The following is a 14,325-nucleotide window of genomic DNA, read 5'->3' as shown; positions in this document are numbered from 1 at the left end:
AACTGAATTCGTCAGAAGCCGTTTAGTTCACATGTGTAACACTGATGTGACGTATGTAACTCTTCTCCATGTCACCTTGCCCGATTAAGGATGACATGCGGTCTGAGCAGACGCGCAACGTTGCAGGGGGGTGCATGGGGCAGCAGAAACTGATGGCCAAGGCCGCTTGGCTCTACCATGTGGAAGGACTGACGCAGGCCCAGATCGGCGAGCGCATGAATCTCACACGCCGGAGGGTGAACGAGCTTCTTGCCGCGGCGCTGGAGCAGGGCGTCGTCAGGATCAGCTTCAGTTCGCCCCTTGTCGAGAGTGTCGAACTGGAATCGCGGCTGCGTGACCGTTTCGGCTTGGATGATGCCGTGGTCATGCCCACCCCTGCCGATCCGCGCTTTGTTCATGCCGTTATCGGGCGCGGAGCCGCCGCCTATCTCGATCGCCTGATCCAGGCGCGGAAACCACATTCCATTGGCGTTGGCTGGGGCGCGACCTTGCGCGAGACGATGCAGCATATGACGCCCGCCAACGAGCCCCGGATCGATGTCCGATCGATGATGGGCGGGCTGACGCATGGTTCGGAGATCAACACCTTCGAGATCGTCCGCGGCTTCGCGGAGGTGCTGAAGGCGCAATGCCACTATTTCGTTGCGCCGATCTATGCCGAAACGCCGCAATCGCGCGAGGCCGTGATTGCCCAGTCGGTGTTCCGCAAGACCTTCCGCCAGATATGCGACGTCGACATATCCTATCTCAGCGCCGGCGACATGTCGCAGCACTCCCTGCAGGTGCGCTATGGCCTTCCGGAGGGGACGAAGGTGAGCGACCTCATAGCCCTCGGTGCGGTCGGCGATCTCCTCGGCCGGTATGTCGACGCCGAAGGAAATCCCGTCGATCACCCGCTCAACCGTCAGGTGCTCTCGCCCGAGTTCGACGAATACCGCCGCATCCCCTGCCGCATCGTCGCTTCGGGCGGTTCGCACAAGCACGACATTCTCCTGGCCCTGGCACGGGCGAGGCTGCCGACGATCATGATCACCGACGCCGACAGCGCCATGGCGATGCTGCAGAGGTGATTGACCGGAATCCGCATTGGAGGACGGCCGCCGCATTGGCGCTGGGCAAACCCAAAACGCGAAAAGGCCCGCTGATGCGGGCCTTTTTGTAACCGGGCCAAGCTGGTAAAGGTCCGTCGTTCAGGGACCGGACGGGCACTTCGGCAAGGATCCGACCGGCGGTTCTATTCCGCAACCGCGTCCCTGAGCCAAGTGCGGAAGGACCGGAAGCTGTGGGATCGAAGCTTCGGCTCGGCGAACATGAAGAAATAGTGCTCATGCACCATGTTTTTCTCGAACAGAGCGATAAGCTGGCCTTCCGCCAGTTCCCGCTTCACCAGCCTTTGGCGGACAATGGCAATGCCCAGCCCTTCGACGGCGGCCGTCGGCTCGAGACCGGAACTCTCCATGTCGATGAAGCGCGCATGGGCGAAGATCCTTGGCGAGCGGAGGCCGAGCCAGCGTTCCCAGTTGCGGGTGAATTCGGCCGAGCGCAAAAGCGTATGATGCTCGAGATCATCGGGGGTTTCGAGCTTCGGCGCACGACGCAGGTAAGAGGGGCTGCAGACCGGCGTCAGGTCGGCATCGCCGAGAATTTCGCAGAGGACGCCCTTGCGATCGATTGCCTCGCCGACGTGGATTGTGCCGTCGACGCTATCGATGTCCTGTGCGCCGGTAACGAATTTCACGACAATATCGGGGTTGCGGGCATAGAGCGTGCCAAGCGCCGGCATGATGCACTTCTGTAAAAAGACGCGCGGGCTACCGATGACGAGCGGCCGTCGCTCGATACCCACGGCGAGATCGCGCGTCACACCTCGGATCGTATCGAGCGAGGCATGAATCTTCGTCCAATAGACTTCGCCGGCCGGCGTAAACGCGATGCGCCGATGCACCCGCTCAAAAAGCTCGCAACCCAGAAAGGCTTCGAGATTCTGGATCTGCCGGCTCACAGCGCCGGCTGTCAGACAGAGTTCGTTCGCCGCCTTGGCGATACTCATATGCCGCCCGACCGCATCGAAAACGGGCAGCGAGGTCATCGGCGGCAGGCTGCGCCCAGGTCTCTGTGCCATCTTTGCCCCCTCTGTTTCCCATAACTTTTCGTTGAGAAAAACTCAATAGAGAGGAAATAAAATCGATTTTTTACCAAGTGGCGCGACGCTACGGTCACCTCCAGGAAAATGGGAGGAGAACCATGAAACGTCTGTCACTGGCAAGCCTGGCTTCGGCGCTTGCAGCTGCCACCACGCTCGCCGCCGTCCCGGCCTCGGCCGAACAACTGCGCGTCGGGCTGGCCGCGATCGCGACCTCGGTCGATCCACATTTCCACCGCGCCGGCTACAATTTCGATCTTCGCGAAAACGTCTCGGATGCGCTCGTCTATAACAACGGCGTCAGCGGCAGCGTCGAGCCGCGTCTGGCGCAATCCTGGCGCATCGAAGGCGACACGAAATGGAGCATCACCCTCGAGCCGAAGGCCAAGTTCGATGACGGCAATCCGCTCGGAGCCGACGATGTGATCTATTCGCTCTGCCGGGTGCGCAACGTTCCCAACAGCCCCGGCCTCTTCTCGAGCTTCATCGCCACGATCGCCGGCATCAAGGATCTGGGCGACGGCAAGATCGAAATCAGCACCAAGAAATCCGATCCGAATCTTCTGCGCAGCCTCAGCAATATCGGCATTGTCGAAAACCCGACCGGCCGCACGCTGACCTATGACGACACGACCTGCGGCAACGACAACTGGCTGGATACGGCCGCATTCAACAACGGCGGCCTCTCGCCGGGTATCGGTCACTACAAGGTCAAGAAATTCACGCCGGACGTCGACATCGCGCTGGAGCGGAACGAGCAATACTACGGAACGCCGGCCGCCTATGATTCCGTTCTGGTCAAATCCCTGCCCGACAACAGCGCCCGCATCGCAGCCCTGCTCGGCGGCTCGGTGGACGTCATCAATGCCGTTCCGATCAACAGCATCGACAGCATCCAGTCCTCCGACAAGCTGCATCTTTCCTTTATGCCGTCGACGCTCCTGATCTTCCTGCTGCCCGACCAGGGTCAGGAGCCGACCCCGAAAGTCTCCGGCACCGATGGCAAGAACCCCTTCCTTGATCCGCGCGTGCGCCGTGCGCTGAACCTTGCCATCAACCGCGACGAGATCGCCGAGACGATCATGGGCGGCATGGCGCAGCCGGCGAGCCAGATCGTCGTCGACGGCATATTCGGCCACAATCCGACCATCGAGCCCTTCCCCTATGATCCGCAAGAGGCGAAGCGCCTACTCGCCGAAGCCGGTTATCCGAACGGCTTTTCGCTGACGCTGAGCGCACCGAGCGATCGCTACGTCAACGGCGCGCAGGTGGCTCAGGCGGTCACGGCGATGCTGTCGCAAGCAGGCCTCAACGTGACGCTCGAGACCTTCCCTCTCAGCATCTACTTCACCAAGGCGAGCGCCTACGAGTATAGTCTCTATCTCGCCGGTGCAGCCGCCGATACGGGCGAAGGCCTCAGCCAGATGATCAATGTCGTCGGCACCCGCAACCCGGACCGCGGCTGGGGCGGCGCCAATCGCGGCCGCTATTCCGGCCCGGAGACCGACAAATTCCTGGAAGAGGCACAGTCGATGCTCGACGATGCCAAACGCGAGGAACTGCTCCGCGCCGCCGTCGCCCAGGCGCGCAAGGACGAGGCTTTGGTGCCGCTCTATCACGAGTTCGGCGTCTGGGGCGTGCGCAACGGCGTGCATTTCGACGCCAATGCCAATCTGACGAACATTTTCTACACCGCACGCCCCGAATAAACGCGGCGACCTGGCGAGGCGGTTCCCTTCCGCCTCGCCCTTTCCTCACGAAAGTTGAAAGCCAGATGGGTACTGAATTCAACGACGTGCTCGCGTCGCAATACGACTATCGGGGATTGCGGGATGCCTTCGCGGCGCCGGCGCTCTACCAGGCCTTCCTTGATGTCGAAAAGGCCGTGGCGCTCGCCCAGGGCGAACTCGGCATGATCCCGGCGGCCTCCGCCAAGGTTATCGCCGATCACTGCCGCTACGAATTTCTCGACATGCGGCGGCTGGAAGAGGCCTACCGCACGACCCGGCACCCGCTGATGCCGCTCATCAACGATCTCGTGAGGCTCTGCGGGCCTGAGCATGGCGGCTATGTCCATTGGGGCATCACCACGCAGAACGTCATCCAGACCGGCCTGCTGCTGGTCGCCAAGCGCGCCCAGAAGGTGCTTGACGGGCTGCTTGCCGATATCCTGCGTCATCTTGGCCGCCATGCCCGCGACCATGCCAATACGGTCATGGCGGGGCGCACCCATTACCGCCATGCCGTGCCCATCACCTTCGGCTTCAAGGTTGCCGTGTGGATCGAGGAATTCCTGCAGGCGGCGGAGCGGCTGAAGGAAGCCGAAAAGCGGGCCTTCGTCGTCATGACGGGCGGCGCCGTCGGCTGCTTTTCGGCGCTCGGCCGGGAGGGTCCCGCCGTCCAGTCACGGGCCGCGGCCCTCCTCGGCATGGACGAGATGGCTATCCCCTCGCGGGCGATCCGCACGCATATGTGCGATTATGTCAATGCGCTCAGCCTGACGGCCGCCGTCTGCCACAAGATCGCCGAGGAAGTCTATCAGAGCACGTCGGAAGAATATGGCGAGCTGCATGAGGGCCGCATCGACGGCAGCATCGGCTCCTCCACCATGCCGCAGAAGATCAATCCGATCCTCTGCTACGGCATCGTCGCCAACAGCAACCGGCTCTATTCCTGCGCCGGCATGCTGATGGCGACAGCGCACCGGCCCTTCGAGTCGGACGGGAGCGCCAACCAGACTTTCGAGGACGGATTGGTCGAGGTCGTCGGCACCATTTCCGAAATCCTCGTGCGAACCGAACTTCTGGTGCGCGACCTCCAGGTCGATACCAAGCGAATGCGGGCCAATCTCGACTTGTCGCATGGTGCGATCTTCGGCGAGTATGCCATGATGCAGCTCGGCAGGACGCTCGGCAAGCACAAGGGACACGAACTGGTGCATGACGCGGCGATCGCCGCCGCCGACGGCAGGGCGCCGTTCCTGCAAGAGCTTGCCCATCTTCCTGATGGCGCCGCCCTCGCGTCCGATATCGAAAGCCGTCTCGAACAGGGCAATATCGGCGGCATCTGCGCCGAATACGCGCTGCATTTCGGATCGCTGGCCGCTGATATCACGCAGGCGATCCCGACGGCAGAAGAGCGCAACATCAACGTCTATCTGAAGGCCGCCCGCTGATGCTCTCCTTCGTGCTGCAACGCCTGCTGCAAAGCGTGATCGTCGTCCTCGTCTTGTCGGTCGTGCTCTTCGTCGGCGTCTGGATGATCGGCAATCCCGCCGACATCCTGATCTCCTCGGAAGCCTCGGAGGCCGACAGGCTGGCAGCGATCGCCGCGCTCGGCCTCGACAAGCCGCTCTGGCAGCAATATCTCGTCTTCCTGGGCAACGCCATGCAAGGCGACTGGGGCGCCTCCTTCGTCTACAAGGAGCCGGCGATCAGCATCATCCTGCAGCGCCTGCCGGCGAGCCTGGAACTCGGCGCGGTCGCCTTCCTCATCGCCGTCGCGATTTCCGTGCCCGCCGGGCTTTATTCGGGGCTGCGGCCGCAATCGCCGGTCGGTCGCGGCGTCATGGCTTTCTCGCTGATCGGCGTCAGCATTCCGACCTTCTGGCAGGGCATGCTGCTGATCGTCGCCTTCGGCATCGCGCTGCCGATCCTGCCGGTCGGCGACAGGGGCCAAGTCGCCACCCATCTCGGCATCACCAGCAGTCTCTGGACACTCGACGGCTGGTCGCACATCGTCATGCCGGCCTTCAGCCTGGCGCTCCTGAAGATGTCGTTGCTGATGCGCGTCACCCGCGCCGCGACGATGGAGATCTCCCGCCTCGACTTCGTCAAGTTCGCCTATGCCAAGGGCGTGCGCACCCGCAAGGTGATCGTCGGCCATATCCTGCGCAACGCGCTTGTGCCGCTGATAACCGTCACCGGCATCGAGCTCGGCAACCTGCTGGCCTATGGCGTCATCACCGAAACGGTCTTCTCCTGGCCGGGGCTCGGCAAACTTCTCATCAATTCCATCAAGGTCCTCGACCGGCCGCTGATCGTCGCGCAGCTCACCTATACGGCGCTGCTCTTCATCGCCATCAACTTCGTCGTCGACGTCCTGCACATGGCCATCGATCCGCGCGTCAAATCCGTCCTGGGACAACGCACATGAGCACCACCGGTTTCAAGGATTTCGCGGGCCGCTTCGCCGAAAGCCGCGCCGCCGTCGTCAGCCTTGTCGTCTGTCTCGCCTTCGTGTTCTGCGCGCTCTTTGCGCCGCTGATCTCGCCGACCGACCCCTACGACCTGACCAAGCTGCAGCTTTCAAACGCGCTGAAGCCCGCCGGTTCGAAAAGCGTGCTGTCCGGCGAGGAAGTCCGCGCCACCGTCCGCGTCGAAAGCGCCACGACCTCGGTCCAGCCCGCCGCCGCGGCACAGGCCCGCCAGACGATCGCCCCCACCTCCTGCGGCGAGAACTGTCTCGATGTCGGCGTGGAACCGGCCGGAACGCCGCTCGCCAGCCTGCAGATCCGCAACCTGCCCGCCGGCGTCACCGTCGAGGGCGCCAAGAAGCACATCGTCCAGCCCTGGTGGACCATCACCGATCCCAAGGACGGCAAGGTCCGCCTCAGCGGCACGCTTCCGGCGAATTTCACGTTTGTCGCCGTCGCCAAGTCGACGGACCAGGAAACCGGCTTCGTCTTCCACCTGGGCACCGACAGCTTCGGCCGCGACATGCTCTCGGCAACCCTATACGGCATCCGCATCAGCGTCTTCGTCGGCCTCGTGGCGGCGGGCACCGCCCTGGTGGTCGGTACCGGGCTCGGCCTGCTGTCGGCCTGGCGGGGCGGGGTGACGGACGCCATCATCATGCGCGCCGTCGATTTCATGCTCGGCCTGCCGGCGCTCCTCGTCGGCCTCGCGATCCTCGCTATCCTCGGCAACGGCGTCAGCAAGGTGGTGCTCGCCATCGTTATCGTACAATGGTCCTACTATGCCCGCACGGCGCGCTCCTTCGCGATGAGCGAGCTCGGCAAGGAATATGTCGAGGCCGCGCGATGCCTGCGTCTTTCGCCGACCCGCATCATGCTGCGCCATGTGCTGCCGAACTGCATGCCGCAGATCATCGTACTCTTCACCCTGAACATCGCCGCCGCCATCTCGCTGGAATCGTCGCTGAGCTTCCTCGGCGTCGGCCTGCCGCTGACCCGTCCGTCGCTCGGCATGCTGATCGCCAGCGGCTACGAGTTCATCTTTTCGCACAAGTACTGGATCAGCATCTATCCGGGTGTCGCGCTCCTGGTGATGATCGTCGCCATGAACCTGCTCGGCGACCGGCTACGCGATCTCAACAACCCGCGGCTCGACCGCTAGAGGAGCCGGAGATGACGAAGCCCTTTTTTCAGGTCAACGGCCTCAATACATGGTTTTTCACCCGCCAGGGTGTGATCAGGTCGGTGCGCGACATTTCCTTCGACCTTCGCCGCGGCGAGGTGCTTGGCATCGTCGGCGAATCCGGCTCGGGCAAGTCGGTGACCGGCATGTCGATCATGGGCCAGATCGACGAGCCCGGCCGCGTCGTCTCCGGCTCGATCGCCCTCGACGGCGAGGAACTGACGGCGCTCTCCTTCGACGCAATGCGCGTTTATCGCGGCCGCAGGATCGCCATGGTTTTCCAGAACCCGCTGATGACGCTGGACCCCCTGATGCGGGTGCGCGACCAGATGTACGAGGCGATCGACGAGCACGAAAGCGTCTCCCGCGCGGAGATGCACGACCGCTGCGTCGATGCGCTGAAGGCCGTCGGCATCCCCTCGCCGGCGGAGCGGCTGAACGCCTATCCGCATGAGATGTCCGGCGGCATGCGCCAGCGCGTCGTCATCGCCACGGCGCTCTTGATGAACCCTGACATGATTATCGCCGACGAGCCGACGACGGCGCTCGACGTCACCATCCAGGCGCAGATCATCTATCATATCCGCCGGCAGATCGACGAACGCGGCCTCGGCATGATCTGGATCACCCATGATCTTTCGACGCTTTCCGAGCTCGCCGACCGGATCATGGTTATGTATGCCGGGGCAATGATGGAAATCGGCACGACCGAGGAGATCATCGGAGGCGCCCGCCATCCCTATACGCGCAGGCTTCTCGATTCCGTGCCCTCGCGCAACGTTCCGGGCGAGAAGCTGAAGCAGATCCCCGGCAACATGCCCTCGCTGCTTACACTCGGGAAGGGCTGTCCCTTCGCGAGCCGCTGCGAGCGGGCGACCGCGGTCTGCGACGAGCCGGTGCCGGCAACCGCGGCATCCGCCACGCACAGCATCTGGTGCTACCACCCATTCGAGGACTAAAGGCTTGAACGAGACCATTTTCGAGGCAAAGGATCTGTCACGCAGCTTCACGGCGGGCCGAAGCGCCCTGCAGAGGCTGACGGCCAGGTTCACCAACACCCATCCGCCCGCCATACTCCGCGCCGTCGACAATGTCTCGCTGTCGCTGAAGGCCGGCGAGACGCTCGGCGTCGTCGGCGAATCCGGCTGCGGGAAATCGACGCTGGCGCGCATGATCGCCGGCATCCTGCCGGTCTCCTCCGGCGAACGGCGCTTCCGCGGCGAACCCTATGAGAGCTTCCTCGCCCGCAAACGCGACGCGCTGAAGATCCAGATGGTCTTCCAGGACCCGCTCTCCTCGCTCAATCCGCGCCTGCGGGTCGGCGATATCGTCGGCGAGGCCGCGGTGCTCCACGGGCTGGTGCCGCGCTCCGAGATGCGCGACTACGTGACCCGGATCCTCGCCCGCGTCGGCCTGCCGGCCGACAGCATCAACCGCTATCCGCATCAGTTTTCCGGCGGCCAGCGCCAGCGCGTTGGCATTGCCCGGGCGCTCGCCGTCAAGCCGCAGATGCTGATCTGCGACGAGGCGGTGGCCGCCCTCGACGTCTCCGTGCAGGCGCAGATCATAAACCTGCTGATGGACATCAAGCGCGATAGCGGCCTGGCGATGATCTTCATCAGCCACGACCTCGGCGTCATCCGCCATCTCTGCGACCGCGTCGCAGTCATGTATCTCGGCCGCGTCGTCGAGCTTGGCGAGACCGAGCAGCTCTTCGCGGCCCCGATGCATCCCTATACGCGCATGCTGCTCGACGGCATGCCCAAGATTTCGCTGCGGCGACGTACGTTCATGCCGATCAAAGGCGAGATCCCCTCGCCGCTCAACCCGCCCCCGGGATGCTATTTCCATCCCCGCTGTCCAATCGCAACGGAACATTGCAGCCGGACGCGGCCCGATCTGGGCGAGATCACGCCGGCGCACGCCCATGCATGCCTGAATGCCGAGGCCCGATAGTCGCGTGCAATCCTTAAATCAGAGGGTATCATACCAAGGACTTTGAAGCCGCGGGTCGGAGTTTTCCAGTTCTGATCGGGTGACGGGCCGCCTCCCCCGGCGGCAGTAGCCCGGGGTCGATCAAGCGGTGATGCAAAGCAAGCGATCGAGCATCGATCCCGGTCATGCGGGCAACGACATCCCATTCGGTGCGGCCTGCCGTTCGGGGTGGCCCACACCGTCTTCCGATTAGCCGCCGCATATAGGCCCCGAGGGCTTCGGCTTCTTCGCCGGAAAAGGTGGTCGAAATACGTAGCTCACAATACGCGTCGATCTTACGTTGGAAGGTTTTGATTGCTGTTAGCTTGGTCAATTCACTTCATGAGGTTTGTTACTCGGACCTTCTACGCGAAGGGTCGGCCGAGCTAAGCGGCAAGGGTTAAGGAAGGATTGGAGTTGCCTGCGTCACGACCGCATCAGGTCCGCTTCCGTGCGGTGGCTCAACGTCTTTCAGGATTTCACTGACCGCCGTCTCATCCATTGCCTGATCATCGAACAAAGCCTTGGCGAGGGCCCGGAAACGAAACAGCCGTTCATCAACATCGTGCGCCAGTTCATCCAGAAAGTGGTGATCGGCAAGACCCCGGGCCACCAGCCGGCATCACTCGAAGTCCACGGCCGCATCGCGTCGATCCTCGCGGCGATGGAAGCGGCGACGATCATGGAGAAGCAGTTCGAGGCCTTGGCGCGTCACGATTATCTGGAGAAGCCACGCACCGGCGTGCCCGATCTCGCCCCAAAACGCAAAAAAGCCCCATGAGGGGGCTCTTCAGGGATCGCAGGTAATTTTGGTTGCGGGGGCAGGATTTGAACCTGCGGCCTTCAGGTTATGAGCCTGACGAGCTACCGGGCTGCTCCACCCCGCGTTATCCGAGTTTTGCGCAGCAAAATCTCGTTATTCCGTCCGAGTTTTGCGTAGCAAAGGTCGGTTTGTTGGCCGTTTTGTTTCGGCCGTGTGAGAGAAGATGATCGGTTTGTTTCTCTTGCGATTTGCAGACCTGGCAGCGACCTACTCTCCCGCGTCTTAAGACGAAGTACCATCGGCGCTGGGGCGTTTCACGGCCGTGTTCGGAATGGGAACGGGTGCAGCCACCCCGCCAGAACCACCAGGTCGGCAAAGCGCAAGATTTGCGCCTTATGGGCGCAAACCGAATTGAGAAGCTGGTGAAGCGGGCGGTTTAACGCTCGACTTCTTTTGAACACGTCTTTTTTGATGTCTTGTCCGGATCATTCCAGCAGCCGGCAGAGCCGAGCCGCCGGTTGTCCGGCGCGCCGTCCGCAGCGCAGCGATCTTGCGATCGCGGCAGCTTGAGGACAGAAGAATGATGCTCATCTTTGATGAGCATAAGCAATGGGAACGATCAAGCCGATCGAACGATTAGTACCGGTAAGCTTCATGCGTTGCCGCACTTCCACACCCGGCCTATCAACGTGGTCGTCTTCCACGGTTCTCAAGGGAATACTCGTTTTCAGGTGGGTTTCCCGCTTAGATGCCTTCAGCGGTTATCCCTTCCATATATAGCTACCCTGCTATGCCCTTGGCAGGACAACAGGTCCACCAGAGATATGTCCATCCCGGTCCTCTCGTACTAGGGACAGATCCTGTCAATATTCCTACACCCACGGCAGATAGGGACCGAACTGTCTCACGACGTTCTGAACCCAGCTCACGTACCGCTTTAATTGGCGAACAGCCAAACCCTTGGGACCTGCTCCAGCCCCAGGATGCGATGAGCCGACATCGAGGTGCCAAACAACCCCGTCGATATGGACTCTTGGGGGTCATCAGCCTGTTATCCCCGGCGTACCTTTTATCCGTTGAGCGATGGCCCTTCCACGCGGGACCACCGGATCACTATGACCGACTTTCGTCTCTGCTCGACTTGTCAGTCTCGCAGTCAGGCGGGCTTATGCCATTGCACTCGACGAGCGATTTCCGACCGCTCTGAGCCCACCATCGCGCGCCTCCGTTACTCTTTCGGAGGCGACCGCCCCAGTCAAACTACCCACCATACACTGTCCCGGATCCGGATGACGGACCGCGGTTAGACATCCATGACGATAAGGGTGGTATTTCAAGGATGGCTCCACGAGAACTGGCGTCCCCGCTTCAAAGCCTACCACCTATCCTACACATGCCGACACGAATGCCAGTGTAAAGCTATAGTAAAGGTGCACGGGGTCTTTCCGTCTGACCGCAGGAACCCCGCATCTTCACGGGGAATTCAATTTCACTGAGTCTATGTTGGAGACAGCGGGGAAGTCGTTACGCCATTCGTGCAGGTCGGAACTTACCCGACAAGGAATTTCGCTACCTTAGGACCGTTATAGTTACGGCCGCCGTTTACTGGGGCTTCGATTCAGAGCTTGCACCCCTCCTCTTAACCTTCCAGCACCGGGCAGGCGTCAGACCCTATACGTCGTCTTGCGACTTCGCAGAGCCCTGTGTTTTTGATAAACAGTCGCTACCCCCTGGTCTGTGCCACCCCATCCTACTTGCGTAGAAAAGGGTCACGCTTCTTCCGAAGTTACGCGTGCAATTTGCCGAGTTCCTTCAACATAGTTCTCTCAAGCGCCTTGGTATACTCTACCTGACCACCTGTGTCGGTTTCGGGTACGGTCTATACGGTGGAGCTATTTCCTGGAACCGCGTCCCCGCCCGGACAATCCAATAAGTCCGGACAAGTTGAGCAATCCGTCACTACCACCAGGCCCACGAATATTAACGTGGTTCCCATCGACTACGCGTGTCCGCCTCGTCTTAGGGGCCGGCTAACCCTGCTCAGATTAACTTTAAGCAGGAACCCTTGGTCTTTCGGCGAGAGGGTCTCTCACCCTCTTTATCGTTACTCATGTCAACATTCGCACTTCCGATACCTCCAGGACCCCTCACGGGTATCCCTTCACTGGCTTACGGAACGCTCCGCTACCCCTATACACCTAAGTGTATAAGCCTCAGCTTCGGTGCATGGCTTCAGCCCCGTTACATTTTCGGCGCAAAGACCCTTATTTAGACCAGTGAGCTGTTACGCTTTCTTTAAATGATGGCTGCTTCTAAGCCAACATCCTGGTTGTTTTGGGATCCTCACATCCTTTCCCACTTAGCCATGACTTGGGGACCTTAGCTGGAGGTCAGGGTTGTTGCCCTTTTCACGACGGACGTTAGCACCCGCCGTGTGTCTGCCGACTAGTACTCCTCGGTATTCGGAGTTTGGTTAGGATCAGTAAGACGGTGAGTCCCCATAGCCCATCCAGTGCTCTACCCCCGAGGGTATTCGGTCGACGCACTACCTAAATAGTTTTCGCGGAGAACCAGCTATTTCCGAGTTTGATTGGCCTTTCACCCCTAGCCACAAGTCATCCCAATCTATTGCAACAGATGCGGGTTCGGTCCTCCAGTTGGTGTTACCCAACCTTCAACCTGCTCATGGCTAGATCACTCGGTTTCGGGTCTAATGCGACATACTAAACGCCCTATTCAGAACTCGCTTTCGCTACGCCTACACCTACCGGCTTAAGCTTGCATGTCACACTAAGTCGTTGACCCATTATACAAAAGGTACGCCGTCACCCTTGCGGGCTCCGACTGTTTGTAGGCATCCGGTTTCAGGTTCTATTTCACTCCCCTTGTCGGGGTGCTTTTCACCTTTCCCTCACGGTACTTGTTCGCTATCGGTCATGCACGAGTACTTAGGCTTGGAGAGTGGTCTCCCCATGTTCAGACAGGATTTCACGTGTCCCGCCTTACTCAAGGACAATGAGTGTTATACGTGTACGGGGCTGTCACCCACTGCGGCAGACCTTTCCAGATCCTTCCACTTCATTCCTCATTGCCACTGGCCTGGTCCGCGTTCGCTCGCCACTACTTGCGGAGTCTCGGTTGATGTCCTTTCCTGCAGGTACTTAGATGTTTCAGTTCCCTGCGTTCGCTTCTTATCCCTATTGAATTCAGGATAAGATACCTTTCAACAATGCTTGGAAACCACTTTGGTTTCTTGACGCCGGATAACCGGCGACGGCCTCTGGCCTTGCGAAGCCTTAAGGCTTCGATACCAGCTGCCAACCAAAATGATTTTCCAAGCATCTAAGGTGGGTTGCCCCATTCGGAGATCCATGGATCAAAGCTCATTCGCAGCTCCCCACGGCTTTTCGCAGCGTATCACGTCCTTCATCGCCTGTGCATGCCAAGGCATCCACCAAATGCCCTTCTTTCACTTGATCGTTCTCATTGCCAATGCTCATCACTATCTGGGTTTGGCTAAGCTTACCCACTCGGCTTGTCGCCTCGCAGGGCAGCCAAACCTGGCTATCCGGGCACAACTGAATGTGCCGCAAATGCCGCCCAGAGATCCGATTACCTTTTACAATCGGATCATCTCATGATGCCATCGACGTGTTCGATATGGTCCTCACAAAAGTCACGCCGAGCGACTTCAAGGCCATATCTTAAGACCAGCTTCTCGAGATCTGTCCGGTGATGCGCGGTCAGGCAACACCAATCCGACACGACCGTCAGAGGCGCGCTCCGAAGAACACCCCAACAACGATCATGCCCTGACGACAAGACTTCCTTCCTACCTCCAGACCCTCTGCCACGTCCGGTCGGCTAGACCATCCATGGCTTCTTCGGGACTGGGCTCGGACGTCTCGAAACGATCTTTCGACCGCTCAAAACACCTGGAAGCTTCCAGACATATCTTCTCTTCACAATGTAAGCAGAACAGGCATCCATCTCATCATAGAGACGATGCAAACCTATTTTCTCCAAGGATATCCAACCCACAGCTTCGGCACTCCAACGAAGCAAAG

The 14,325-nt window shown here is 60.5% G+C and carries 9 protein-coding genes, 1 tRNA gene and 2 rRNA genes; 8 read left to right on the top strand and 4 right to left on the bottom strand.

From position 1 onward, the window contains the following. Positions 1–134: 134 nt before the first annotated feature. Positions 135–1,070: a sugar-binding transcriptional regulator gene (locus N0Q91_RS02775; RefSeq protein WP_275597267.1), complete on the top strand. Its 936-nt coding sequence runs from the start codon at positions 135–137 to the stop codon at positions 1,068–1,070. Between the two features lie 164 nt (positions 1,071–1,234). On the opposite strand, the gene N0Q91_RS02770 is transcribed toward N0Q91_RS02775, so the two are convergent. After that, positions 1,235–2,122: a LysR substrate-binding domain-containing protein gene (locus N0Q91_RS02770; RefSeq protein WP_275597266.1), complete on the bottom strand. Its 888-nt coding sequence runs from the start codon at positions 2,120–2,122 to the stop codon at positions 1,235–1,237. Positions 2,123–2,244: 122 nt separating this feature from the next. On the opposite strand from N0Q91_RS02770, the gene N0Q91_RS02765 reads away from it, so the two are divergent. From N0Q91_RS02765 to N0Q91_RS02735, 7 genes are all read left to right on the top strand, one after another. Continuing rightward, positions 2,245–3,852, top strand: a complete 1,608-nt coding sequence (locus N0Q91_RS02765; protein ID WP_275597265.1) for an ABC transporter substrate-binding protein — start codon at positions 2,245–2,247, stop codon at positions 3,850–3,852. 65 nt (positions 3,853–3,917) lie between these two features. Further along, a complete protein-coding gene (locus N0Q91_RS02760; RefSeq protein ID WP_275597264.1) occupies positions 3,918–5,318 on the top strand; it encodes a class-II fumarase/aspartase family protein in 1,401 nt (466 codons plus the stop codon). Next, positions 5,318–6,298 (top strand): ABC transporter permease, encoded by a 981-nt coding sequence (locus N0Q91_RS02755; protein WP_275597263.1) that lies wholly within the window; start codon positions 5,318–5,320, stop codon positions 6,296–6,298. The genes N0Q91_RS02760 and N0Q91_RS02755 overlap by 1 nt, the downstream gene beginning before the upstream one ends. Continuing rightward, positions 6,295–7,500: an ABC transporter permease gene (locus tag N0Q91_RS02750; protein WP_275597262.1), complete on the top strand. Its 1,206-nt coding sequence runs from the start codon at positions 6,295–6,297 to the stop codon at positions 7,498–7,500. The genes N0Q91_RS02755 and N0Q91_RS02750 overlap by 4 nt, the downstream gene beginning before the upstream one ends. 11 nt (positions 7,501–7,511) lie before the next feature. After that, positions 7,512–8,480 carry an ABC transporter ATP-binding protein gene (locus tag N0Q91_RS02745; protein ID WP_275597261.1) on the top strand — a complete coding sequence of 323 codons (969 nt, stop codon included), beginning with the start codon at positions 7,512–7,514 and terminating at the stop codon, positions 8,478–8,480. A 4-nt stretch (positions 8,481–8,484) separates the two neighbouring features. Next, positions 8,485–9,477 carry an ABC transporter ATP-binding protein gene (locus N0Q91_RS02740; RefSeq protein ID WP_275597260.1) on the top strand — a complete coding sequence of 331 codons (993 nt, stop codon included), beginning with the start codon at positions 8,485–8,487 and terminating at the stop codon, positions 9,475–9,477. Positions 9,478–9,946: 469 nt separating this feature from the next. After that, positions 9,947–10,276: a hypothetical protein gene (locus N0Q91_RS02735; protein ID WP_275597259.1), complete on the top strand. Its 330-nt coding sequence runs from the start codon at positions 9,947–9,949 to the stop codon at positions 10,274–10,276. 29 nt (positions 10,277–10,305) lie between these two features. Here the strand turns inward: N0Q91_RS02735 and N0Q91_RS02730 are convergent. The 3 genes from N0Q91_RS02730 to N0Q91_RS02720 form a co-directional block, all read right to left on the bottom strand. Beyond that, positions 10,306–10,382 (bottom strand) — tRNA-Met (locus tag N0Q91_RS02730). A gap of 130 nt (positions 10,383–10,512) precedes the next feature. Further along, a 5S ribosomal RNA gene (rrf, locus tag N0Q91_RS02725) occupies positions 10,513–10,627 on the bottom strand. A 246-nt stretch (positions 10,628–10,873) separates the two neighbouring features. Next, positions 10,874–13,737 (bottom strand): 23S ribosomal RNA (locus tag N0Q91_RS02720). Between the last annotated feature and the right edge of the window lie 588 nt (positions 13,738–14,325).

Origin of the sequence: Sinorhizobium prairiense (assembly GCF_029201645.2) — a bacterium.
In the GTDB taxonomy this organism is placed as follows: Bacteria; Pseudomonadota; Alphaproteobacteria; order Rhizobiales; family Rhizobiaceae; genus Sinorhizobium; species Sinorhizobium meliloti_A.
The sequence above is the reverse complement of the archived record's forward strand: the minus strand, read 5'-3'. Positions and strand labels throughout refer to the sequence as shown.